Source organism: Patiriisocius hiemis (assembly GCF_031846325.1).
Lineage (GTDB): Bacteria > Bacteroidota > Bacteroidia > Flavobacteriales > Flavobacteriaceae > Patiriisocius_A > Patiriisocius_A hiemis.
Window position 1 is genome coordinate 18,153 of sequence record NZ_JAVRHZ010000005.1, and the last position, 25,542, is coordinate 43,694.

General features: G+C 33.4%; 26 protein-coding genes. 7 read left to right on the plus strand and 19 right to left on the minus strand.

What is annotated here, in order from left to right:
* Nucleotides 1-25 precede the first annotated feature (25 nt).
* The 8 genes from RM538_RS08975 to RM538_RS09010 form a co-directional block, all read right to left on the minus strand.
* Nucleotides 26-652, minus strand: coding sequence for a hypothetical protein (locus RM538_RS08975; RefSeq protein ID WP_311333090.1), 627 nt, complete (start codon nucleotides 650-652; stop codon nucleotides 26-28).
* Between the two features lie 126 nt (nucleotides 653-778).
* Entirely contained in the window at nucleotides 779-1,081 is a 303-nt protein-coding gene (locus RM538_RS08980) for a hypothetical protein (RefSeq protein ID WP_311333091.1), read from the minus strand.
* 4 nt (nucleotides 1,082-1,085) lie between these two features.
* The gene (locus tag RM538_RS08985; RefSeq protein WP_311333092.1) at nucleotides 1,086-2,945 is read right to left on the minus strand and encodes a T9SS type A sorting domain-containing protein; all 1,860 of its coding nucleotides are present in this window, start codon (nucleotides 2,943-2,945) and stop codon (nucleotides 1,086-1,088) included.
* Nucleotides 2,946-3,086: 141 nt separating this feature from the next.
* The gene (locus RM538_RS08990) at nucleotides 3,087-4,646 is read right to left on the minus strand and encodes a helix-turn-helix transcriptional regulator (protein ID WP_311333093.1); all 1,560 of its coding nucleotides are present in this window, start codon (nucleotides 4,644-4,646) and stop codon (nucleotides 3,087-3,089) included.
* A 14-nt stretch (nucleotides 4,647-4,660) separates the two neighbouring features.
* Nucleotides 4,661-5,962, minus strand: coding sequence for a ribosome biogenesis GTPase Der (gene der / locus RM538_RS08995; protein WP_311333094.1), 1,302 nt, complete (start codon nucleotides 5,960-5,962; stop codon nucleotides 4,661-4,663).
* A 185-nt stretch (nucleotides 5,963-6,147) separates the two neighbouring features.
* Entirely contained in the window at nucleotides 6,148-7,041 is an 894-nt protein-coding gene (gene era, locus RM538_RS09000) for a GTPase Era (protein WP_311333095.1), read from the minus strand.
* Nucleotides 7,042-7,513: 472 nt separating this feature from the next.
* Nucleotides 7,514-7,975 carry an RNA methyltransferase gene (locus RM538_RS09005; protein WP_311333096.1) on the minus strand — a complete coding sequence of 154 codons (462 nt, stop codon included), beginning with the start codon at nucleotides 7,973-7,975 and terminating at the stop codon, nucleotides 7,514-7,516.
* 84 nt (nucleotides 7,976-8,059) lie between these two features.
* Nucleotides 8,060-8,455 carry a hypothetical protein gene (locus RM538_RS09010; RefSeq protein ID WP_311333097.1) on the minus strand — a complete coding sequence of 132 codons (396 nt, stop codon included), beginning with the start codon at nucleotides 8,453-8,455 and terminating at the stop codon, nucleotides 8,060-8,062.
* A 347-nt stretch (nucleotides 8,456-8,802) separates the two neighbouring features.
* Here RM538_RS09010 and RM538_RS09015 point away from each other — a divergent pair, with 347 nt between their 5' ends.
* The 7 genes from RM538_RS09015 (at nucleotide 8,803) to RM538_RS09045 (ending at nucleotide 16,538) form a co-directional block, all read left to right on the plus strand.
* Nucleotides 8,803-10,584, plus strand: a complete 1,782-nt coding sequence (locus RM538_RS09015) for a serine hydrolase (RefSeq protein ID WP_311333098.1) — start codon at nucleotides 8,803-8,805, stop codon at nucleotides 10,582-10,584.
* 6 nt (nucleotides 10,585-10,590) lie between these two features.
* On the plus strand, nucleotides 10,591-12,036 hold the full coding sequence (locus RM538_RS09020; RefSeq protein WP_311333099.1) for an amidohydrolase family protein: 1,446 nt from the start codon (nucleotides 10,591-10,593) through the stop codon (nucleotides 12,034-12,036).
* Entirely contained in the window at nucleotides 12,033-12,968 is a 936-nt protein-coding gene (locus RM538_RS09025) for an FAD-dependent oxidoreductase (RefSeq protein ID WP_311333100.1), read from the plus strand. The genes RM538_RS09020 and RM538_RS09025 overlap by 4 nt, the downstream gene beginning before the upstream one ends.
* 62 nt (nucleotides 12,969-13,030) lie before the next feature.
* Nucleotides 13,031-13,459 (plus strand): hypothetical protein, encoded by a 429-nt coding sequence (locus tag RM538_RS09030; protein WP_311333101.1) that lies wholly within the window; start codon nucleotides 13,031-13,033, stop codon nucleotides 13,457-13,459.
* A 134-nt stretch (nucleotides 13,460-13,593) separates the two neighbouring features.
* Entirely contained in the window at nucleotides 13,594-14,118 is a 525-nt protein-coding gene (locus tag RM538_RS09035) for a DUF421 domain-containing protein (RefSeq protein ID WP_311333102.1), read from the plus strand.
* A gap of 62 nt (nucleotides 14,119-14,180) precedes the next feature.
* Nucleotides 14,181-15,128, plus strand: a complete 948-nt coding sequence (locus RM538_RS09040; RefSeq protein WP_311333103.1) for a M28 family metallopeptidase — start codon at nucleotides 14,181-14,183, stop codon at nucleotides 15,126-15,128.
* 576 nt (nucleotides 15,129-15,704) lie between these two features.
* Entirely contained in the window at nucleotides 15,705-16,538 is an 834-nt protein-coding gene (locus RM538_RS09045) for a universal stress protein (RefSeq protein ID WP_311333104.1), read from the plus strand.
* A 28-nt stretch (nucleotides 16,539-16,566) separates the two neighbouring features.
* On the opposite strand, the gene RM538_RS09050 is transcribed toward RM538_RS09045, so the two are convergent.
* The 11 genes from RM538_RS09050 to RM538_RS09100 form a co-directional block, all read right to left on the minus strand.
* Nucleotides 16,567-17,556, minus strand: coding sequence for an NAD(P)-dependent oxidoreductase (locus RM538_RS09050; RefSeq protein WP_311333105.1), 990 nt, complete (start codon nucleotides 17,554-17,556; stop codon nucleotides 16,567-16,569).
* Between the two features lie 2 nt (nucleotides 17,557-17,558).
* Nucleotides 17,559-18,197 (minus strand): hypothetical protein, encoded by a 639-nt coding sequence (locus tag RM538_RS09055; protein WP_311333106.1) that lies wholly within the window; start codon nucleotides 18,195-18,197, stop codon nucleotides 17,559-17,561.
* 22 nt (nucleotides 18,198-18,219) lie between these two features.
* Nucleotides 18,220-18,657 (minus strand): hypothetical protein, encoded by a 438-nt coding sequence (locus RM538_RS09060; protein WP_311333107.1) that lies wholly within the window; start codon nucleotides 18,655-18,657, stop codon nucleotides 18,220-18,222.
* Nucleotides 18,658-18,667: 10 nt separating this feature from the next.
* Nucleotides 18,668-19,105 carry a hypothetical protein gene (locus tag RM538_RS09065; RefSeq protein ID WP_311333108.1) on the minus strand — a complete coding sequence of 146 codons (438 nt, stop codon included), beginning with the start codon at nucleotides 19,103-19,105 and terminating at the stop codon, nucleotides 18,668-18,670.
* A gap of 272 nt (nucleotides 19,106-19,377) precedes the next feature.
* Entirely contained in the window at nucleotides 19,378-19,491 is a 114-nt protein-coding gene (locus RM538_RS09070; protein WP_311333109.1) for an Hsp20 family protein, read from the minus strand.
* A gap of 277 nt (nucleotides 19,492-19,768) precedes the next feature.
* Nucleotides 19,769-21,139 carry an MBL fold metallo-hydrolase gene (locus tag RM538_RS09075; RefSeq protein WP_311333110.1) on the minus strand — a complete coding sequence of 457 codons (1,371 nt, stop codon included), beginning with the start codon at nucleotides 21,137-21,139 and terminating at the stop codon, nucleotides 19,769-19,771.
* A 4-nt stretch (nucleotides 21,140-21,143) separates the two neighbouring features.
* A complete protein-coding gene (locus RM538_RS09080; protein WP_311333111.1) occupies nucleotides 21,144-21,977 on the minus strand; it encodes an ATP cone domain-containing protein in 834 nt (277 codons plus the stop codon).
* A 3-nt stretch (nucleotides 21,978-21,980) separates the two neighbouring features.
* A complete protein-coding gene (locus RM538_RS09085) occupies nucleotides 21,981-22,832 on the minus strand; it encodes a universal stress protein (RefSeq protein ID WP_311333112.1) in 852 nt (283 codons plus the stop codon).
* Between the two features lie 65 nt (nucleotides 22,833-22,897).
* Entirely contained in the window at nucleotides 22,898-23,746 is an 849-nt protein-coding gene (locus RM538_RS09090; RefSeq protein ID WP_311333113.1) for a universal stress protein, read from the minus strand.
* Nucleotides 23,747-23,757: 11 nt separating this feature from the next.
* Nucleotides 23,758-24,606 carry a universal stress protein gene (locus RM538_RS09095; RefSeq protein WP_311333114.1) on the minus strand — a complete coding sequence of 283 codons (849 nt, stop codon included), beginning with the start codon at nucleotides 24,604-24,606 and terminating at the stop codon, nucleotides 23,758-23,760.
* Between the two features lie 28 nt (nucleotides 24,607-24,634).
* Nucleotides 24,635-25,480: a universal stress protein gene (locus RM538_RS09100; RefSeq protein WP_311333115.1), complete on the minus strand. Its 846-nt coding sequence runs from the start codon at nucleotides 25,478-25,480 to the stop codon at nucleotides 24,635-24,637.
* Nucleotides 25,481-25,542 lie beyond the last annotated feature (62 nt).

A 25,542-nucleotide genomic window follows, 5' to 3' on the forward strand; every position in this document is an offset into this window, starting at 1 on the left:
GTAAACACAATTTTAATCTAAGTAACTACGAATCAGACCCTAAGGCAGCAAGCAAAAATTCTTGTTTTATAAAAGATATATCGCTTTGTATTTGAGTAAGTTTTGTTATTGAAGCAATAAGTGGAAAACCTTTAAAATGATATTCTAACCATTCTACATCCATCCCTGAAGCATTTTTTACAGGGCGTGTGTCAAAGGTTTTTAAGACAAATTGATAGGTTTGGGGGCTTATTTTTTTAAGTTCCTTGGTAGATTGTTTATACTTCTTAATATTTTCAACAAACAATAATCCTTCCTCTGAAAGTGTTGAGCCATTAAAAAATAAGGTGTCAAAATAATTGGAGGTGTCCATTTTACTAAAGTCATCATTGAAACCCCGAGTTGCACCATTTTTTAAATCTTCTATATAGGAAGTTAACTCCTGTGATGCACTATCAAGTTTTTTTATTCTTTCGGCATAAATAGAATATGATATTACTTTTTCTTGCAACGAATCTATTTCTATAGATCTCGTGGTATTATTCTCTATCATTCTTTCATTTAATGTATTGAAAGACTCTAGCACTTCAGTATTACAAGCTCGTAAAATAAACATAACTCCTAATGCTAGCAGGAGACCAATTACCATTAAGACTAAATAACTTTTTTTCATTAATTACTTCTTTGTACACAAATAAGAACTCCTGTAAAATCAAATTCTTATTAATTAAATATAATAAAAAAAGACTGCCCTAAGGCAGTCTCACAAAACTTAAAACTAGTTTTATCATGAAAAAAATCATTTTTTCTTTACTTCGAAAACACTAATAGGATTTGCTTTATTGCATCTATTTTTCATTTTGAGAGGTCTAAATTTAAAAGCGATTTTTATATCATTCTTTTTAAAATCATCTTCCAGGTTGATGGGATCATAAAAAACTTCTTCATTTTTATTTGTAACTTTAATTGTATAGTTACAATCGTTCTCATCTACAGAGTAAACAATGGTTCCAATAGTAAAGCCATTAGCCATATCCTTTTTCCCTGAACAACAAGAAGTCACTATTCCAAGTAATAAAATAACTGTTATACTAATTTTCATTTTTTTATTTTACAATTATCTTCTTTGTTAATTTAGTCTTTGCATTACCTATCTCAACAATATAAGTTCCGCTACTTACAGAGGATAAGTCTATTCTTGAAAGGTACACTCCACCAACTTCCTTAGTAACTTGGTTTTGATATACTTTTTTACCGCTAATATCAAAAACTGAAAGTTTCAAAATATCGGAAGTTGTTTGAGTATCTAATTGTAAGTTAAATATATTGTTATCACTTGAATATATCACCAAGTTTGATGTAGCAGCATCAAGTTCATCTACTGAAAGTGTTTCAGAAATTTTAAAAGATGCTATTCTTGTCTTTCGAGGTTCTCCAGAGTATTCCCCAGTAAACCAAAAAGTCAAATCGTCTTCAGGGTCTCTTACTAGTTGAGAATAATCACCGTATCTAGCATTGGAAGTTATAGAATTATCACCTTCAACAATTACTGTTTCTGCAATTGTCATTTGCCCTAAAACATCATCATCAAATCTTCCAGTATAATATAATGAAGGAAAAGTAGTAGCTCCAGTTTTAGTATACCCCAAACCAATATTACCCTCTTGATCCATTGCTATAGCTGATAAAAACACACTTTCTCCTCCAGCATCTTGATAAGTTCCTTCTTGATAAAGCGTCCACGGCGCAGCAGATGTTAATCTCCTTAGTTCTACCCATCGTATTCCAGATATTCTACTACCATCTGTTACTTCAACAGGAAAGTTAAATAAAATAGACTCGTGAGTACCAAAATTATATCTATGGGCTTGAAAGTACATCGCAAATACTATTGGGTCTATTCTTTGAGTAGTCCCTGGTTGCTCTAATACTGCAAAACTATTTCCCCCAGTACCTTCTAAAAAAGAATCGAAAGCCGATAATGGTATTTCAAGTGGTGTTGAAACTGTAGCAGCACCTGGGTTTGACCAATCTATATCAAAATCCCATACTTTAACATGGTCCACAGTTACTCCTGGCCATGCATCATCTTGAAACCAAACAATTGGGGCAGGTCCAGCTGCAACACCTGCTCCTTCTGAATGTACTGGCTGGGGAGCTTGAAAACCCCCAGTTCCAACATAATTAGGCAAAGTTAATGTTGCAATCTCTGCAGTAGGATCCCCATCCAACATTTTCTGTCTATTAAATGCAAAAAAGGTTCCTGAATCTGTTGGGCTAAAATTCCCAGTTACAACATAACTATTTCCCCATATACCATAATGAGGGTAATCGTTTTCTACTACATCATAACTATAAACAGCATAACTACCTGTTGGGTCTGATGTTGTTGAAACCGCAATTTTAAATTGGTTATCGTCTGGTAATTGAAATTGAGAGATAAACCATCTGTCTGCTTCTCTATCATACAATACTACTGGGTCACCAGAGATAACTCCGCCTAGAGGATCATTAATATCCTTTGGAAAGCCTGTAGCTTCAACTCCATTTTTATCATAAACAGTCCAAAGACCATTAGTCATTTGTACAATATGATTTGGACCAACTGCTGCTGAAGGGTCTGGCGGACTAACATCCAAATTAATGCCGTCAAAGTTTTCTATAGGTGTTTTTCCTGATATAGAGCCAGGTTCATTCTGAACTAATGGGTCTTGTGTAGAGCTACTTTTCGATATAGTATTAATAAATTTAACTTTATTATTGTTTTTAGAACTAACTCCATTACGAGGCACTTCTCTTTTTTGAATTGACTCTGGATTAACTTGCGGATAGCTAGTCATGGGTGCAGTTACAAAAAAATCGTCAGGCTGGTTTACCTCAACAATATTCCCGTCATTCTCTGTTTGTGAAAACAGAAATAGTGTACTAAATAGCGCACTACATAAAAAGTAATTTCTTAGTTTCATAATTAATGTAATTTATAGTCTAATGTGATTTTTGAATATCAACCAAATATCACTTATGCAAACTATAATAACACTAACAACAACTACTCACTTACTACGCACACTAATAAAAAATTTAAAAATCTATTCCAGAAAGTTATTTTATCTATTAAACTTTCGGTTTAAAAAATCTTTTAGAGTTTCCTTACTGCTATCAACACCTAACTTTTTTGCAACTCTATATCTTTTACTTTCTATAGCTCTTAAAGAGCGCTTAGTGAACATTGCAATTTCCTTATTTTTAAAACCAGTTAGTAAGTAGTAGCAAATTAAAACTTCAAGGTCATCTAACTGAGGAAAATCCTTTTCGGCTTGTAGAAAAAAGTCTTCATTAATAGAACTAATTACTTTTAGGTGATCATCACTATTAACAAAATCGTTTTGACTTAAATGAATTTTTTTATAAAGATTATTGATGCTCTTTCTTTGCTCATTTAGGGAATCCATCAATGCAATTTGTTTCACATCTTTTCTAACAGAAACAAGAAACTCTTCTAGTTCTACATTTTTTACAGCTAATTTTTCTTGTTTAGATCTTAAGTTTTGAAAGCTGCTACTTATATCTGATATCTGATACTCTTTCTTTTTAATCTTTTTAAAATATAAAATGAGTAATACCAACAGCAGCGCTATACCAGCAAGTAAAAAATAAATATATCTTCTTGTTTTTTGTTTATTAATCGATTCTTCGTTTAACACTAATTGCGTTTCAGAAAGTTCCTCAATCAAATTAACAGAAGAAACACTTGCCTTTTCTAAGAGAGATTTGTTAAACCTCCCTAAAGAATCTAGATAAATTTTTTCCTTTTCCAGATTGTTTGTAAGTCGATAATACTTTATGTAATCTTCATACAATTGTTTTTGTACATTAATGTCCTTACTGCCTTCCTTTAGGTAGATTCCATCTAAATAATATTTTACAGAATCTAGATTTTGATACTTGAAATAGTACTCGACAAAACAAGTTTTGATTGAATTATTATAGGTTAAATAGTAATATGGCTCGATATATTCATTTCCTTCTAAAGATTTATAGATTGAATTATATTCGTGAGCCTTATCAATATCTCCAAGGTGCAAATAATTTGATGTTAAAAGAAAAATTGCAAACGAATAATACATTTGGTCGTTTTCAACATTCTTATAGGTTTCAAGGTCTTCTAGAACCATCGAAATGCTTTCTTCCGCCTCTGAATTCACGTACTTTGCATAGGCTGGAAACTGCATAACATCTAATAGGCCAGAAGTATCTTTGATCTTGGTATAGTATCTTTTAGCTTTTTCAAGATATGTATCTGCCAAAGAATCTTTTTTTATTAGATAAAAATTAGAAGCTAAATAGCCAGAAGATTGAGCTGCCACTTTATACTCTTTGTACTTTTCTGCGTATTGTAGTGATTTAGCAAAATTCAGCACAAAGGCTGTGCGGTCATAATCTTGATCTGCAATTTTACCTCGTAAGAAATAGTATGTTCCCAGTAGACTTTTTAACTTAGCTTCGGAAGGATTACTAATGGAATCTAAATAAGCTCTTGCAAGTTCAGGTTCATTATCAATGTTTTCAGCAGCTAAAGCAACATAACGCTCCTGTTTCTGATCAATTTGAAATGCATATCCAGTACTAAATGAAATAATAAAAAGCGTAAAAAAAACAGATTTCATCTTACTGGTTTGTTTTACTTCTTTCGCATATAAATGGTAATAGGAACGCCCGTAAAATCAAACTCTTTTCTGAGTTTATTTTCTATAAAGCGCTTATAAGGGTCTTTTACATACTGTGGTAAATTTGCAAAAAATGCAAAGCTTGGATAAGGGGTTGGTAATTGTGTGCAGAACTTTATTTTTACATATTTCCCTTTGTACTGTGGTGGTGGTGTTGCTTGTATAATAGGCAACATAGTATCGTTTAAAGCACTTGTTTTTACCTTTTTGCTTCGGTTTTTATAAACCTCAACAGCAGTCTCTATTGCTTTATAAATACGTTGTTTAGTATGAACAGACATGAATACAATAGGCACATCTACAAATGGCTCACATTGCTTTTTAATGTACTTTTCAAACTCTTTTACACTATGATTATCTTTTTCAATTAAATCCCACTTATTGGCTAAAATTACAATTCCTTTATTGTTACGCTGTGCCAACCAAAAAATATTTTGCACTTGCCCATCAAAACCCCGCGAGGCATCAAAAACTAAGATTACAACATCACAATGCTCAATGGCACGCACACTTCGCATTACGGAATAAAACTCAAGATCTTCTTTTACTTTACTCTTTTTACGAATTCCAGCTGTATCTACGAGATTAAACTCAAAACCAAAACGATTGTATTTAGTATCTATACTATCTCTAGTAGTACCAGCAATATCTGTAACGATATAGCGCTCTTCTCCAATAAGTGCATTAATAAAAGAAGATTTTCCAGCATTGGGTCGTCCTACTACAGCAAAACGAGGCAAGGTATCTTCTTCTTGCTCTGGCTCATCTGGAAGCACTTTAACTAAGTCATCAAGTAAATCTCCTGTACCACTACCATTAATACTTGATATAGTATAATATTTTTCTACACCTAGTGAGTAAAACTCTACTGCATCATTTTCTCTACTGGAACTATCTACTTTATTTACTGCTAAAAAATAGGGTTTCCTGGATTTACGAAGTAGCTCTGCTACTTCTTGATCCATTCCTGTAACTCCATTTTCAACATCTACCATAAAAACAATAGCATCTGCTTCATCTATTGCAAGTTCTACCTGCTTATCAATTTCAGCTTCAAAAATATCATCGCTTCCTACTACATAACCTCCTGTGTCTATTAACGAAAACTCTTTTCCATTCCAGTCACTTTTTCCATAATGACGGTCACGAGTAACCCCACTTACAGCATCTGTGATAGCCTCACGACGTTGTATTAATCTATTAAATAAAGTGGATTTACCTACATTGGGTCTTCCTACAATGGCAACTATACTCATGGTGGTGTGTTTATAACTTGCAAAGGTAGTACTTTAATGCAAAAGCATTGATTTAATTAGAACGAAGTTATCTTTTAAAAATCCCAAAGAAATTTCAAAATTTAAAAGAAGCTCATAAAAAATAAAAGAATAAAAATATATGAAGTCTGCTTGTACTATTTATGTTATTTGGTATTTGATTTTTTTTATTTCTGGTTGTATCCAAAACGTTTTAACTGTCTAGCATCACTTCGCCAGTTTTTATTTACTTTAACGTAGAGTTCAAGGTGAATTTGTTTTCCAAAGAATTTTTCTAAATCTTTTCTAGCTTCCATTCCAACTCTTTTTAACGCACTCCCCTTATGACCAATTATAATTCCTTTTTGGGTCTCACGCTCAACCATTATTATACTTCTAATTTTAATAATATTCTCTTCTTCAAAAAACTCTTCGGTATCTATTTCAACAGAATATGGAATTTCTTTCTTGTAATGAACTAATATTTTTTCACGAATAGATTCGTTTACAAAAAAACGTTCTGGCTTATCGGTTAATTGATCTTTAGGATAAAATGGAGGAGATTCTGGAAGTAATTCGATTATTCTATTGAAAACTTCAGTTACTCCAAAATTTTTCAATGCAGAGATGGCAAATATTTCTGCATTAGGTACTTTTTCTTGCCATAGCTTTACAGCATCTGCAAGTAAGGCTTCATTTCCTTTGTCTATTTTATTCAGCAGTAATAAAACAGGTATTTTTGAGGAAGTAATCTTTGCAAAAAAAGCTTCGTCTTTTAATTCTTTTTCGCCTAGCTCAACCAGATAAAGTAATACATCTGCATCATCGAAAGCAGATTTTACAAACTCCATCATACTTTCTTGAAGTTCGTAGGCAGGTTTTATTATTCCTGGAGTATCACTTAGTATAACTTGAAAATCATCTCCATTAACAATACCTAAAATTCTATGTCGAGTAGTTTGCGCTTTGCTTGTAATAATAGATAATCGCTCTCCAACAAAAGCATTCATCAAAGTGCTTTTCCCAACATTTGGGTTTCCTATAATATTTACAAATCCTGCTTTGTGCTTGGGTTGTACCATAATACAAAGGTAGTAGAATTATTATGCAGTTTACAGCATTAGGTTATTGTTATTTAAAATAAACAAGAACTAACGATACGATTGATATAACTAATGAAAGTATTATGAGAGTATAATTCAATTTTGTGTAAAGCTTACCCGAAATAATTTTTGAACCCCTCCAAGTAAATAATGCAGATACAACTAGACTGGGAATTGAATAAAGTAGCACAAACCAATACACCCAAATATAACTAGTAAGAATTGCAAATACTGCAAACACACTAGCAATAACATTATATACAACAAACTGTTTTTTCTTGTTTGTATTCTGTTTAAAAATCAAATTATCTAATAGTAAGTAACAACATATTCCAAAACCTGCAATAAGCAATCCCAATAATAATATTCCCATATTCGTGTAGATTAATTATATCAAAAATGGAAAAAATGCAACATATAATCAATACGCTAATTGCCTTATTAAGAAATACTAGATTTTGGGTTTATTTCTAGTTCTGTCATACATCACTATACTTCCAGCAACAGCCACATTAAGACTATACTCTGAAGGAAATTGAACTAAAAAGTGAGATTTCTCAATAGCTTCCTTAGACAACCCGTGGTCCTCGGCACCAAGTAGATATACGCACCGTTTTGGGTGATTAAAACTCTCTAACGACGATGCCTCTTCTGTTTTTTCAACACCTACAATTCTAACTCCTTTAGGTAGGTGTTTAAAGAAGTCTGCAAAAGTTTCATAATGAAAATAAGGTAACGATTTTACTGCATTGTGTGTATCACTAGCTTGGTTTGCATAGCGCTTACCAATTGTAAAAATATAACTTGCCCCAAGGTTTTGAGCGGTACGCCATAACACACCTAAGTTTTCTGGTGTTTTTCCATGAAGAATCCCAATACCAAAAAACTCTGTTGTAAAATTGTTAGGTTGCATAAGTTAGAGGTTACCTTCTAGGTAATTTACCAGGTTAACCCCAAAACTAAATAAAATTTACATTTACAAAAAACAGGTAGTTTATTATGGCATTCCACCAACTAATTCCATTTTCACAAACTTTCCAGATTGTTTTAGTGCCTTAACGGCTTTATTGAGGTTAAGTGTAGCCCTTAATTTTGTAGCAACAGATTGTTTTTCAATTTCATCCACAATATCTGGGACGCTATCTATCATGTTATTAATTTGCTCTTCTAACATTTCTAGTTGGTCTTTTTCTGCAGTTGTTTCTGTATCTTCAGCTTCTTGTGTCGCACCATAATGAAAGTCGAAGGTTGTATTATAAATAGTAAAAGCAGATGTAACAAAGTTATCTACACTTTCAACCTTAGTACTCTTTTTAGGTGGTTGTAATCTCTTTTGGGAAAATGCAGTCCCAAAAACCAGAAATGCAATTAAAATTAGTAGTATTTGTTTCATGGCCTAATGTGTTAATTATAAGCGCAATGTAATCACAACAACTAAAGAAAGTATCTATTAAATCTATTACAAAGTAAAAATGTATGATTTCTAGTAGAGAAAGAAAAGAAAGTGATTAAAATAAAAAATCTTTGAAAAGTTAACGGGTTTTAAGGTTTTGAAACTCCAAGATTACACTATTTCTGTAATTTTGTGTACACCTACTATAATGTAACCTTTTGCAAAGGCCAACCAAAATCACATTGAAAGGTTAGGCTAGATATTTGAATAAGAGTATGCAAGCAAAAAAACAACTAGATTTGGTTTGTGTCAAATTTATAATAGTAGGATTATAAAATATTCAATTTATGAAAATAAAAATTTTACCACTAGCATTCATTTTTTTATCCACTTGTCTTTTTGCTCAAACCACTCTGGATGAAAAAAAACTTGATAAAAAACTAGAGGCTTTACAGGAGGCTACACAAACAGTTGGGTTTTCAGTTGCTATTGTTCAAGGCAACAAATTGGTTTATGCTAAAGGATTTGGGTATAAAGATTTAGAGAACAAGTTAAAAGTAGATGAAAACACTTTGTTTCCCATTGGTTCCACTTCAAAAGCCTTTACAACTGCTTTATTGGGAATCATGGAAGATGAAAAAGGGTTAAAATTTACAGATAGTCCAAAAAAGTATATTCCAGAGTTAGAATTTTACAATAACGATTTAAACAACAACATTACCATAGAAGATATGGTGAGCCACAGAACAGGCTTGCCAAGGCATGATATTTCATGGTATTTATTCCCTACAGAAAGTAAAGACAGCCTCTTGGCACGAGTAAAATATCACAAACCTTTTACAGGAATTAGACAACAATGGTATTACAACAATTTTATGTACTTGGCACAAGGCTTAATTGCAGAAAAGTTAACAGGTAAAAGCTGGGAGGATAATATACGCGAGCGATTTTTTAAGCCTTTGCAAATGCACTCATCCAATTTAACAATTAATGAATTAGAGCTATCGGCGAACCGTTCCAGAGGATATGCTTTAGAAAATTTTACAACAAATAAAATTACGCCCTATTATAATATAGCAGCTATAAGTCCTGCAGGAAGTATAAATAGTAGTGCGAAAGAAATGGCAAACTGGGTAAAAGTCTGGCTAAATGAAGGTAAATTTAATGGCGAACAAGTCCTTCCAGAAGCTTATGTTAAAAAAGCGATTAATCCACTAATGCTTGTAGGCAAAGGTATTGCAGATGAAAAATTTCCAGACCAACATCTTAATAGTTACGGGTTCGCTTGGTTTACTTCATCCTATAAAGGCCACTATAGATTAGAACACGGAGGAAATATTGACGGTTTTTCAGCAAATGTTTCGTTTTTTCCAACCGATAACTTAGGTATCGTAGTGCTTGCAAATCAAGATGGATCTGCCTTACCAATACTTGTAAGAAATGCGATTTCAGATGAATTACTTAAATTGAAAAAAACAGATTGGGTAGCTTATTATACTGAAAAAATAAGCGAAGTTAAAAAGCAACAAGAAGAAAATAAAAAAACCGAAGAAGAGACTAAAATTTCAAACTCAAATCCAACACACAGCTTAGTAGAATACACAGGTAAGTACAAACACAAAGGCTATGGCACAATTAATCTTGAAGTGAAAAACGATTCACTATGGGCGAAGTTTACCCGAGAGAAAGCATATTTAAAGCATACGCATTATGACATTTTTAAACCTCATTTAGTTAAAAACAATAAAGTAAATATTGAAGGTGGACTAGGCTTTAATTTCAATTTTAAAACTAATGATTTAGGCGATATTGATGGCGTACATATAAAATTAGAACCCACTCTAGAACCACTCTTTTTTAAAAGAAGTCCAAATGAAGTATCTGTTTCTGAAGCTGAATTAAAAAAATATGTTGGGAGTTATTACCTTTCTGGAGCAGAATTAAAAGTTTCATTGAAAAATAAAAATCTAACACTTCTTGTACCACAACAACCGGAATACACCTTGATTCCCGTAAAGGAAAATGAATTTGTTATCAAAGGCTTATCGGGGTACAAGGCAGAGTTTAGTGGCAAAGACCTTATTTTACACCAACCTAGCGGAACTTTTACTGCCACAAAAAATAACTAGTTTATTATGAAATCTCTTGGCTATGTTTTAATACTATTCATTTTTTTGTCTTGCGGGCAAAAAAAAGATACTAGCAACACAACTTATGATATTGTTATTGAAAACGCCAGAGTTATCGACCCAGAGACTAGTACAGATCAAGTTTTAAACGTTGCAATTTCTGGAGATAAAATAGCAGAAATAAGCACCCATAAGCTAGCGGGTAAAAAAATGATAGATGGGAATGGTAAAATACTATCCCCCGGCTTTATAGATTTACACGCACACGGGCAAACCAATAAAGAGAACGAATATCAGGCTTTTGACGGTGTTACAACAGCGCTAGAATTAGAAATTGGTATTGACACACTTAAACAGTATTATCAAGCCAGAAAAGGAAACGCTTTAATTAATTTTGGTGCATCTGCTTGTCAATTAGCATACAGAAACAAAGTTATTGCCAATAGCGACAGGGTTTATAGAACTATTTATGAAGAGCTAAAAGATTCTGCTGCAACTGTTGCATTACCTAAAAAGAAATTTAATACACTTAGAAGTAAACTAAAAGATGCTTTAAACAATGGTGCTATAGGAATTGGAGTACCTGTAGGTTATTTGCCAAACGCATCAATTGAGGAAATTGAAGACATTTATGCTTTTGCGGGAGAACATAATTTACCCGTTTTCTCACACATTCGAGAAGGAGGAGCCATTGCATTTCAGCAAGCCATAAGCGATGCCATTTTAAACAAAACGCAATTACATCTTTGCCACTTACCTAGTATGGCTCGAAAGGATATTGATTTCTGTTTACAAGCAGTTGAAAAAGCACAGGCATTAGGTTTTCCTATTACTACCGAATTGTACCCCTACACCGCTGGCAATACTGAAATTGGTTCAGCAATTTTTAATGAAGGTTGGCAAGAACGACTAGGCTGTGTATATAAAGACCTACAATGGGTTGAAACAGGCGAGCGTCTAACCCCTGAAACATTTAAAAAATACAGAAAACAAGGCGGCTCTGTAATTGTACATATGATGAAAGAAAATTGGGTAGATGGAGCTATAAAATCAAGTTCTACAATGATTGCTAGTGATGGTGGCGGCTACTCACCCTTAGGACACCCCAGATCTTCAGGAACTTTTTGTAAAACAATTAGAGAGTATGTAAATGAAAAGAATATAATAAGCATTAATTCTGCTATTGAAAAAATGACATTAATGCCTGCGCAAGTGCTTGAAGATATTGTTCCAGATATGAAATTAAGAGGTAGAATACAGGTAGGAAGCTATGCAGATTTATTACTTTTTGAACTAAACAAAGTAAAGGACAATGCTACTTATACTAGCGGTTTTGAAAAATCATCAGGAATGAGTTACGTGATCGTAAACGGGAAAATACTCATTAAAGAAGGAGTGTTACAAGAAAAAACATTTCCAGGGAAAGCCATAAAAAGTGACGTACAGCTATGAAATCGGCAACAGTTATCGGTTGTGGAATTGTCGGGTTAACTACAGCCATTAAATTACAAGATGAGGGTTTTAACGTTAGGATAATTGCAAAGGAACGTTTCAACAAAACCCTTTCAAGCAAAGTAGGAGCAATTTGGTTTCCTTTTGAAGTTTTTCCTAAAGAAAAAGCAAATCATTGGGCAAAACTCGCTTACGAGGAATACCAGCGAGACATTAAACCCGGAAATGGTATTGCACTAATTCCCTTTATAACAGCCTACAACAATGAAAGCAATACAGATTGGACACTAATAATGCCCAAAGGCACAACCAAAAAAGCATCTAAAGATGAACTTCCTAAAGGAATACAAAAAGCTTTTATTTCAATAGTTCCCTTAGCAGAACCCCAATTGTATTTACCCTATCTTTTTCAACGATTTACAGAGAACAATGGGACTTTCTTACAACAAGAAATTTCTGATTTGGAAGAAGCATCAAAGCTTGATAAATTAGTTGTGAACTGTACAGGCTTGGGTGCAAAAAAGCTTTGTAACGATGATGATTTACAGCCTATGCGAGGACAAATTCTACGTTGTAAAAAAATGGATATTCCCTCATGTGCAGATTCCACGAAGCAGGGCGCATTGAGTTACGTGATAAACCGAACGGAAGATTGTGTAATTGGTGGCACAGATTATATTAATGATTACAATTTAAATGTAGAGCAAAGCGATACACAAATTATCATTAATAGACTTTTAGATAACGGGTTATCACATCAAACACCAGAAGTTATTGAAGAGATTGTAGGTCTTCGGCCTAAAAGAAGTGTGGTTCGTTTTGAATTTGATTCGCAATACGCAAACATTTTTCACAATTACGGACACGGGGGTGCCGGTTTTACTGTAGCTTGGGGCTGCGCCATTGAGTTGGCAAAACAAATATTAAAGTAGTTTGAATAGGTGTTTAACCTACTTAGCGAGACAATACACAAGATTGCTAGATATATTTTAAGATGAATGACGAAACCAGAATAAATATAAGGAACAGATGGGTTAAATTGATATTTGAATTGGCTCATTCTGAGTTTCAAAACCGATTGTGGATTGAGGCTGATTATGAAGATTTAGTTGGAGATTATAACGAATGTGTTTGTGGATATTTTGACGATTTGGATTTAGAAAATGGATACACTAACTTTATTGTAAACAGGATTATATCAGAATTCGAATATAATATTGTTAAAGAACTTCACTCTGAGTTTAAAAAATATACAGAACGGATTGAAAAGCAGAATTTATCGGACAAAAATATTCTTAAAGATGTGGAGTGGATTAATATTACAAACATCGGAATAAATACTTGGACTGAACTAAAAAGGAAAACACAATCAAATCTTGATAAAAAATTAATGGCTGAATTGGAAAATAAATATTTGAAATAAAAAACGCCACCCGATATTGTATAACTATAATAACGGCAATATCAAACCGAAAATTAACGTATATTACTTGTAACTGTTGGTTATAGGTAACAGTTAAGAACAAACTATTAGATTAAGAAATACCAGATAAATAAATGGAATGGATATATAATTTTAAAGACCCAATTTTAGAAACAATTGGTGGTAGTATTTTAATTTTTGTAGCAGTTATTTTTTTAACAAGAATAATCGGATTAAGGTCTTTTGCAAAATTTACAGCTTATGATTTTGCATTTACTGTCGCTATTGGAAGTATAATTTCCTCAACTTTAACATCAAGTACCACAATTGTACATGGCTCTATTGCCATTGCTAGTTTACTTGCTCTAACTTTTATTTTTTCTTATCTACAAAGATTATTTCCAACACTCAAATCTATAATCTCAAACCAACCTTTATTACTAATGGATGGAAGTGAAATCCTTCATGATAATCTTAAATATGCAAGAATTGAGAAAACACAACTAATTGCTAAACTAAGAGAAGCCAATGTTATGGACTTTAATCAAGTTCAAGCTGTAGTACTAGAATCTACAGGAGATATTTCTGTTCTTCACAAATCGGATTCGGAATTAAACTTTAACACCGATTTACTTGAAGGTGTAAGGCGAAAACCCTGATAACAAAAAAAGTTAAGTCAATGTAACTAACCACACACAATACGTTGTAGTCCTTTTACAAAATGAAAAATATTCTTAAAATATTACTTCTTAGTCTAATGGTAATTTCCTGCCAAGACAAAGTAAATAACGGAGTTTTACTTACCGAAAATTTACCAAATAATAAAGCTGATTATCAAAAGACCATAATAGGTCAGTTATCCGGTAAATACACATTGGGAAATAATACAACTATAAAAAGTAGGTGGTCTAAAGACGAACGTGAATTAACAAAAAGATACCTTAAAGAGCTAATCTCTACTTTAGGAATTGAAGCCAAAGAACACAAATACACATCACCAAATCTTAATCCGGGAATTGATTTAATCTTTAACCCATTTAAGGGGTCAAATATTTATGGTATTCTTCCTTCCACTAATAATAGTTCTGATTATGTTATTCTTGGAGGACATTATGATAGTGGAAAACGAAATGCACCCGGAGCCATTGACAATGCAACTGGAATAGCACTTATATACAGTGTAGCGAAAGAACTTTCAAGGCTTCAACGTAGAAATAAAAATATTGTTATTGTCTTTTTTGACCAAGAGGAAGAAGAGCTAATAGGCAGTAAAGCCTTTGCCAGATTACTAAAGAAAAAATCATGGAACATACATTCTATCCATTGTTTTGACATGGTAGGTTGGGACGGCGATAATGATAAGGCTATGGAAATATTCTCGGGTACAGAATCCCTAATTAACCTATATAAATCTATAGCTGACCAAAAAGGGATACCAATTAAAGACATAAAAATTAACCCTGTGGGTTATGACAACAGTTCAACAGATTTTGACGTATTTGTCCCTTTCGGTTTTAATGTAATTGGCGCAGGTGAGTGTTTCTATCATAGAGATTCAACCCCATATAAAGACAGCCCAGATGACACCTATGAAACAGTAAATTTTGAGTACCTTTTATCTTGTACAAACCTAATTGAGAACATCGTCGAAAAAATAGTTACAGAATGAATACCACACAACGAAATATTTTAGGCGTTTTAAAGAAGCATTTCGTTTATACGGCCGTATTAGCTATATCATTATTATTCTTTCTTTACAAGGGGTTGACTTATTTAATAATAGGCAGTTATGTTCCGTTTGTCTTAATTTCAGTAGTCGTTATGCTGTTTATTCTTAGTTCTCGTAAATCAGAAAAGTCATTCAAAAAAATTATTACTACTTGGGGAGTTTTGATTATAATTTGGTCTTTTGTCAGGTTATTATTGAGTATAGTGAATCACTTTGTAAAACCTATTCCAGAAAGCCACATATCTAATCAGCTAGGCATTTATAGTTTCATACTTAGTATTCTATTTCTATCTGGGGCTATTTACTTATTAAAATATAAAAGGAAGCTATTTAATAAATAAAGGTATCAGCGTTTTTATAAACCACCTTCAATATGATTCTATAAGGTATAAAATTGTAAAAGGAATCAACAACGTAACTGTTGATAACTCAAAAATACAGGAGTTTATAAGTATGACATATCTCATTCTTTTTAAACCCTTACTCCCCTACATTTGTTATATAATTCTTAACAAGATGAAAAATATACTTTTACCTACGGACTTTTCAGAAAACTCAATGAATGCTATTGACTACGCAATGCGCTTTTTTGAAAATTGGGAATGCAACTTTTATATTCTAAACGTGCAGAAAATTTCAGAATACACCACTGACGATTTAATGACCGCTGCACCTACAGAAACAATTTATCAAAGTATTGCTGTAGATAATAAAAAGTTGATTGATCAACTGGTAAAAAAATTGAGTAAAAAATTTAAATCGCAAGCCTATACCTTTCACGGCTTGTTTGACTATGACGATTTTTTAGATTCTATAAAACAAGCAGTTCAATTTCATAAAATAGACCTTATCTTAGTAGGTTCTAATGGTGCAACAAGTGCTAAAGAACAGCTTTTCGGTAGTAACACATTACAGATTATTCGCAATATCAACTGTCCTACCCTTACCATACCGGACCATTATACATTTTCAAACATTAAGAGTACATTATTTTCCACACAAAAATGTGAGGACTTTTCTTTTCAAGGAATTAATGCATTTAAAGAAATCCTAACGATACATCAATGCGAATTAAATGTTCTGGAGCTTGATGATAATGCCTCATATAAGTCTAGAAGAGAAGATAGTAGTTGTCTTAAGAAACTTTTTCCAGAACACCCCTATACCTACTATAGCTTAAACACCATACCGGGACTTATAGCTGTTAATACTGCAACCCAATTACTGAAAGTAGATTTGCATGCTGTATTTGTTGAAAAAGAAAACTTCTTAGAGCGATTGTTTTTTGGGTCTGAGAATTCGAAAATCCTATACCAAACTTTGGTTCCGTTACTTTTTTTACATAAGTAGAATTATAATGCTGAAGAAATTTATTAAATCAATAAATTTCATTGACCGAGTGCTTCCCAATTGACCAGAAATTTAAATTTTCTATAGTTGTATCTGCAATATTCTTCAGCGCCTCATTGGTTGCGAACGCCTGATGAGGAGTAAGCAATACTTTAGGATGACAAAGTAATGAATGAAGTAATGGGTCTTGAGGCTTATTTTGAGAACGATTATAGAAGAAAACCCCGTGTTCCTTTTCATAGACATCTGTAGCGTACCCACTAATCAACTCGCTGTCCAAAGCTGTCAAAACTGCTTTTGTATCTACTATTGCACCTCTAGCAATATTTACGATAATAGGCTTTTGTTTCAATTTTTGAAAGAATGGCATATTAAATAAGTGATGTGTTTTTTCGGTCAAGGGCAAGCACACAAAGATTATTTCTGCTTCCATGCAAATTACTTCTTTTGAAACATATTCCACATCATAAGAACTGACCAATTTGGCATTACTAATAGTATCATTGGCTAAAATGTTACAGCCAAATCCATGTAAGATTTTCACTAAAACACTACCAATACTTCCAGTTCCTAATATCCCCACATTCTTCCCGAAAAGATTAAAACCTATTAGGTTATCCAATAAAAAATTATATCGAAGTGTTTGGTTTTGTGCATTATTTATTTTTCTGTTATAAGCCATTAATAATGTTATGGCGTGTTCTGCAATTGCATTAGGCGAATAAGCAGGAACGTTGGCCACCCTAATTTTAAGCCTGCGAGCCTCAACCTTGTTTACATTATCATGTCCAGCTGAACGTAAGGTAATATACTCAACACCAAAAGCTTTTAACTTTTCTAGAACTACACTAGAAGCATCATCTGCAGAAAAGACGGAAACAGCATCCTGTCCTAAAGCCATCATTGCAGTTTCTGAGGTAAGCCGCTTCTCAGTAAAGCTTATTTGATGAACACCGGAATTGGCTTTTTTAAGCAATGGTTTCTCAAAAGGTTTTGCGCTATATACAAGTACTTTCATTTCTACAGCAATAATAATTTGTTCTCTTGAAGAGTTTCAAAGAGTATCTTAATATAGGAATTTATGTTGCGGTTTACTTTATCTGCATCCACTACCTCTATTTCCCCACGCCATAATAGTTCACGATCCTTTCCTGGGCAAATGCAGAACAAGGAAGTTTCTGTTTTATATACTTGGTAGCGCTCTTGTTGTTCTTTGTAATAATGGTGTACATTATCGTAAAAGTAATCGTCGAATCTCTGGTAGGCTTTAGCAAAACTTCTGTAGGCATCTACAACCGTTAGTCTACTCTCGCTACCCGTTACCTTAGTAAATAATATAGTATCAAAACCAGCATCTAGTAAACGCTGCTCGATATTATCCAATTGTTCAAGCGATTGTTTGTTATTTGTAAAGGAAGACTCAAAAAAGTCGATACTCTTTACTGCGATGACATCTTTTTTGTCCAACGCATCGGTCATTTTCTTTTCATAAGTACGACGTAGCTCTTTGTCTGCTGTAATACCTACCACAAGAACTTTATTAGCTTCAAAGTTTACTGTCTCTGGATTTTTATACTCTTGTACCAGTTTTGTTGATCCACAACTATTAAGCAAAAAGAGGGAAATTGCGAGACTTACATACATAATTGTCTTGTTCATAATATTGCTTTTTAAAAGTTTATTAATTAAGTAAATGACTTCGCTTTTCGCTTTTCATCAACTTCTTGATTTTTTTAAATAGTGCCTTTTTAGTTTCACGATATTTATTGGCATACATAAATACATCAACTTTCAAATAGTAGTGTATCTCTTTGAATGCAGCTCCTTTAAGTTTATCGGTTGTGTTATCCTGCAAAATTTCGATGGTATTGATATGATCTTTTACCCGTTTTAGTAACTTGGACAGTTCCTTTTCTTCGGTATTTAATTTTCCTACAAGTTTTAAAGAATTGTTATATGCTTCTTCTATAATAAGAGACAAGGTATATTCTTTAATAAGTTTGTCCAGAAAACGCTGTTCATCTTTAATGAATTGTAATTGTGATGCCCATTCCAGGCATTCAGTATGCAATTCTTCAGAAGTGCTCCATTGAACTATTTTATAGGTTATATTTTTCATCTCTGAAATTTTAACGCATTTTTTTTTGTTTACTCTCTTTCATCATAGAGCTCATCATCTTAAAAATTTTGTGTTTGGCATTTTTTACGTCTGAGTGAAAATCCATTACCTCAATCATTAATTTATAATGTACATTCTTGTAGTCTTGCAATTCGTTAGGAACATCAATATCATCTGTCAACACTTGTAAATTGTTCGAGTGTATCACAAGGTTTTTTAATAAGTTCTTCAATCTGTTATCAAAGGTGCGAAGTTCTGCACCTATCCTAACAGCTTCTTCGTGAGGCTTTCCATAAATAAGTTCTAATGTGTGCTCTGCCACAAGGTCTTTTAAAAATTGTAGCTCGTCTTTTAGAAATTTAAGATCTGAAATGGCATTTACAGAATCTGCGTGCAATCCTTTTGTATCACGCCACTCTACATATTTAAAGTTAGTTCTTGTATTCATAATAATAGATTTTAAAAGGCAGAAAACAGCTCCTATTTGCCCGCTTTCAGCCTTTTCAATTAAGAAATTAAACTATCTCAATTATTTTTTTAGGCGGCTCTAAGGCATCTTTGCTTTTAACAAGCTCCATTTTAAGAACCTCGATAGGTAGCTTTTACCTATTTCTCGGTTTACCGAGGTAGGAATTTGAAGTTTACGGTCAAAGGATTTATAACTAAATTCCTTACGAGTATAACCCTCTTGGTTTTCTTCTACCTCTTTATTATGATTTTCTATACACACACGTGCAGTACATCATTTTCTAAGGACACCTCAATATCCTTATTTGAAAAGCCTTGTAGCGCAAATTCAATCTCAAAATTTTCTGGGTTTTCCTTTACATTCATTGCAGGCAAGTTGGCTTTTCTTGTAAAAAAGTCATCTATAAAAAAGTCGTCGGTATCAAACTAATTTGTTATCCCATCACTTATCAAGGGAAATCTTCTTCGGTTAAGCTTCACTAAAGACATAATGCTGAATTTTTATAGGGTTATATGTTATTTTACACTATAAAAATAGCTCTGTACCACAATGTAAGAAATGATAATTATCAGTTTTGTGCTAAATATTATAAAATAGTACCCATTACAAAAGAGCTGTTTTTAAAGTGGGTTTTATATAAAATTAGGCTATGACAGTAACCACATCATTCAAATTTGGCACCGTTACACTCCAAGAAGATATAGCTTCCAGTTTTACCCTGAGTGCTTGTAATGAAGTAGGCTCGCCGTGAATTAAAAATGTGTTTTCAGGTACATTTTTAATTTCGCTCAACCAATCTAATATACCGTTTTGGTCTGCGTGCGCAGAAAGGCTTTCAATGTGTTCAATCTTAGCTTTTACTGGATAAAATTTCCCGAAAAATTTCAGTTCATGTGCACCTTCCAACAGTTGTCGGCCACGAGTACCTTCAGCTTGATAGCCTACCATTAAAATGGTAGTAGATGGTTCATCAATCAATTGTTTTATATATGTTAATACTCGACCTCCCGTTATCATTCCACTTCCTGCAATCACTATTTTTGGTCGTGGATCATCTATAGTTTTCCAGGTTTCTTTGTAGGATTCTATAATATTCATACGATGCTTCATAGCATTGAGCTCTGTTGGAGAGATTTTATGCCAACTGGCAAAGCGTTCAAAGACACTTAAAACGTTATTCCCCATTGGGCTATCTATAAAAATAGGAAGATTTGGGATGCGTCTTTTATTATATAATTTCCAAAGTAAAAACATTAAGGTTTGTAGACGTTCTACGGCAAAAGAAGGGATAATTAAAGTTCCACGATTGTGCACGGTTCTGTTTATGAGTGTAATTAATTTTTCTGAAACACTTTCTTTTGGATGTAATTTTCCACCGTAGGTGCTTTCTAAAAAAAGATAATCTGCCCATTCGGGTTTCTCTGGTGGAAACAACAAAAGGTCATCTTTCCTGCCCACATCTCCAGAAAAAACAAATGTTTTACCATACAATTCTAATTCAATGAAAGTAGCACCAATAATATGACCATTATATCGAAATCGATATTTGATATTTTCTGATAACGAATGCCAAGCGTCTTTTTCTATTGGAACAAATGTCTTAATGGTCCGTTCTGCATCTTCAACACTATAAAAAGGTAATGCCGGTTGGTGTTTAGAATAACTTTCCTTATTGGCACGTTCTGCATCTTCTTCATTTATTTTTGCGCTGTCTAGTAGTATGATTTTAGCGATTTCCAAAGTAGGTGCAGTACCAAGGATTTTCCCTGTAAACCCTTGTTTTACCAGTCTAGGTAAATAGCCTGTATGGTCTAAGTGACCGTGGGTTATCAAAACCATATCTATATTTGAAACGTCAAAACTCAGATCCTTCCAATTTTGTTCTCTTAGCTCTTTTAGTCCCTGAAACATGCCACAATCTATCAAGATATTCTGTTCGGGTGTCTCTAATAAAAATTTGGATCCTGTTACAGTTCCTGAAGCACCTAAAAAATGGATTTTGATTGTATTCACTTTATTATGAATTACATAGCATTGAAATTTCAGAAAGTATCTTAGATTTTCGGTTTTCAGAAATCCCCAAGTGATCTAGGTAAAAGACATCATTTGCCAGTTGTCGACACAAAACGATGTCCCTACTCAGTAAAAACTGCTTTTCCCTGTTTGTCAATAATGTTGAAACTGTGATTGGGTATAAACCCAACCTATCAATACGGTCTTTCAGTCCATTTTCTTTGGGATAATCCCAACTTAGCAAATGAAGTCCCACGCAACTACCATAAGTAAGCGCATCTGCTGTAAAACGAGTATTGGTCACTACCCAACCTTCGTTAGGGCATTTGGAAGTGTTTTTATATTGTCCAATAATATCCCGATATCGCGAATTAATATATAAAGGAATCTTTACATTACAGGTGGTTGTTTTCTCGCTATGAAATTTACACTCAGCTACAATATGTTGTCCATTTTTTGAAGCTATAACATCTACTTCGTGAAGTACGCATTTACCCTGTATAATCTTACCAACCTCTACTTGATAACCCGAATATTCCATTAATGCACCAATAAAATTCTCAAACGGAAATCCTGTAGGACCCAGTTCATATATGGCCTTTTTCAACTTGTACTTAGAAGCATAAATAGATTTGCTTTTTTTCAACATCGCAAATGCCCTATTATAGATTTCTTTGGTAGAAATACCTTGGTACAATTCATCACGGACCACGTTGATGATATTATCAACGGTAACTTCACCGGCTCCACTTCGGTATAGACTATTTCTCAATTTTGAAATAGAGAAGTCTACTTTTTCGCCAGACGACTTTATAATTTTAAAACTTTCCCTTTTCATAAATTAATTACGTAAATCGTGCAATGCTAATACTGGCACCTTGGAATTAAACCCCAATTCCTTAACCATTGGCTTTGAGAAAACAGAACCAAAAAAGTTGTGTTTTTTATTTATAAAAGCAATCATCTCACTATTACGGCTTTGCACAAATATATCAAGCCCTATTTGTATACTGGCATTTTCAAGTATGTGAAAGGTATATTTCAAGCCCTCAAAACACTCTTCAAGTAACGCCTTTTTCTCTTTCTGTTCATCAGAAAGTTTATCTTCTTTTAAAATGTGCAATATTCTTATCGGCGCGTTAGTAATCTTAGCGATTTCACGTAGATAGTTAAGTTCTCTACGTTTATAATGCGTTTTAAAACTTGTAGGGAATACAATTTCATTGGGCTCCTTAAAAGAAATATTTGCCGGAATCATAAATACTGGGCAGTTTCGTACTTTTTCCATAAAATCGATACTGTTACTCCCTATTATGGTATTTACATCATCTGTTTCTCCCTTAGTGGATGCAATAACTATATCTATGTCTTTGTCTTCTACAAGAGTCTTTACCGCCTCAAGAGGTGTATTCAAGACAGACTTTGTAAAGTAAGTATGATTTAATGGAACTTCCAGGGCTTCAATATCTTTAAGTAGTTTTTTGATTGAAGATTCTGAGCGTGTTTTGGCTTGCTCATACCACTGCTCGCCAGGTTCTGGCACCATCATATTATCCAGAGCAAAATTGTTTGTCGTAAACGCATTAAGTATATAGAAATCTACTTCTTCGTTTTTGTATAATTCGCTTGCATAACGAAGTGCGTTCCAGGCATTCTTCGAAAAATCTGTGGGTAATAATATCTTCCTTTTCATCGTACTGGTTTTAAAGTTTATAGATTAAAAATAATGCGGCACGATGGCAACAACTATGATATATATCAGCTCTTGGATGGTAGAATCAAAAATGGTACTGGACTGTATTCGGCTATGTTTTTTACCACAGCTTCACGAAAAAGCGAGATAAAAAAGTTGTGTTTGTAATAGACCATTGCCAGTAGTTCAACATTTTCTTTATTGAGATATGAAGTTACTGTATAATACTTGTCTGTAGTATCGTGCAACCAATGTAATTTTGGTTTCAAGGGTTTTAACAAATCAAGTAATTGGTGTAGGTGCGCCCGTTGATTTTCTATCATTTTTTCTTTTTCGCGAATATGTACAACTTTTACAATTGCATTTTGACTTTCTCCAATAGTTACCAAAGGGTGTAACTCCTCAGCGGTATAGTCTCGTTTAAAACCGGTAGTAAATGCTATCTTTTTTATGGGTGTAAAATTTAATTCTTGAGGAATAATTAATAAAGGTGTTTTTTTGATTTTTTTAATCATCCTTAGGGTGTTGCTACCTATAAAGACCGAAGCGGCTCCTGTAGCTCCCTTGCTGCCCATTACAACAAAGTCTACGTTTTCCTTGAGGACCAATCTATTTATTGCTCTGGCTAAACTTAGCGAAGTAGCAATGGTTTTATATGTATGTTTATTGTTTGGATTGTCCCTTATGATGGCGTGCTTCACTCCATCACATTTCTTTTCATAAGTGTTATAGAGTTCATTAACAATGGCTTCTGTTTTACCAATGTCCACCCTGCTTGAAAGATTACTAACCTGATTTTCAAAAGAGTGTAATATAATAAATTCACAAGTTTCATTTGAAAAGAGTTGTGTTGCATAGTGCAATGCACAATATGCATTTTTAGAAAAATCTGTGGGTATAAGAATTGTTTGCATAATAAAATGATTTATTGCCTGTTTATGGAAGGGATTACCAAAAACGGGACATTAGTATGGAACACAATTTGATTAATTACTGGTTTAAAAAGGATATTCTCTAAAAAGCTGTGTTTGTTGTGAACCATAACCATAAAGTTGATTTTATTCTTAATCTGAAATTTTTCAACTGCTCCCAAGACGTCAGTTCCTTCAGCAATATGGAATAGGTGTGCATTAGTGCCAAAAAAAACGTCTAAAAATTCCTTCGTCTCTTCTTGCTCATCACTTATTGGGGTACCGTAATAGGCATTAAGAATGTGTAATCTTGATAGGTGTGTTTCGCATATGTCTTTAATTAAATCTAGATAGCGATTATTCTTCAGCGCTTTATAATCTGTAGGGAACAGTATTTCTTTAGGTTCTTCAAAACTGAAATTAGCAGGAACTGCCAGTACAGGGATTTTCATTTTTTTAATGGCATACATTGTATGTGTGCCAAGAATTATTTCTTTGGCACCAGTAGCGCCTTGTGTACCCATTATCACAAAGTCAATAGCTTTTTCTTCGGTTATTCGCTTCATTTCAGAAATGAGCATATTAAAGCTAGCTACAGTTATAAAGCTGTGCTTGGAGTTCTTGAAATTGTCATCGAGTTTTTCTTTCAGAGAATTCAATTTTTTCTCGGCATTCTCTTGAGCTACCTTTTGAAGTGTTAAGGCAGAATAACTATCTATCATACTACCTGCACCTACAAAGGCTGGGGTATAGGTATGTAGTAAATAGAATTCGCAAGTTTCATTTTTACATAACTGAAGCGCATATACTATAGCATTGTATGCGTTTTCTGAAAAATCTGTGGGTAGCAATATTCGTTTCATAGTAATCAAGTTTAAATTATACATTTGGTCATCTTGGTAGATTTTGAAGAACCAAAAAAGGTATTTCTATTTCCAAACCTATCTTTTCGATGGTAGAGCGATACAGGATGTTTTCTAAATAAGAATGCCTATGGTTTACCATAACTAGCATATCTATGGAATTATCTTTCAGGCTCTTGTTTACGACAGCTGTAATATCTTCGCCTGGTGCTATTATGTAAGAAGTTTTAACATCTTCGAAACAACAGGAAGTAAATGATTTATTGTCTTTTTGCCGATGTGTTAGCTTCTTTACGTTGGAAATATGAAGAAAATGAACCATCGTGAAAAATCGTTTTACCAATGTATTAATAAGCTCTAACTCCCTTCTCTTAAATGGAAGCATGTAGTCTGTTGGGAAAAGAATATTTTCTAGTGGATACCCATGAAAACCAACAGGAACCACCAGTACAGGGCAACTTACATATTTAATTACCTGTAGTGTCTGGCTGCCAAAAGCTACGTCGTCCTTGTTGGACTTTCCTTTAGTACCCATTACAATAATATCTGCATTGTGTTTATTGGCCAAATAATTAACTTCATCTACCAAACTACCAAAACTTGCTACATATTCATAGGTATGTTTTGGATTTGGCGAGACTTCCAATATTTCGGCAATCACTTTTTGCAATGCTTTTTTGGTACCTTCCTCGCTCTTCTGTTTGTACTCTTCAAAAAAATCACGATCCATTTCAACCGTGTTTTTATAAACCTCATCTGCAAATGCATTCATTATAATGAAGGTACTCTTTTCATACTTAAAGAGTTCAACAGCATAGCGGATGGCATTCTCGGCTGTTTCTGAAAAATCGGTAGGAATGATAATGGTTCTCATAGCATTAGTTTTATGTTTCAATACCAAATCTACTATTAGAAACACCCTTATAAAATGATATT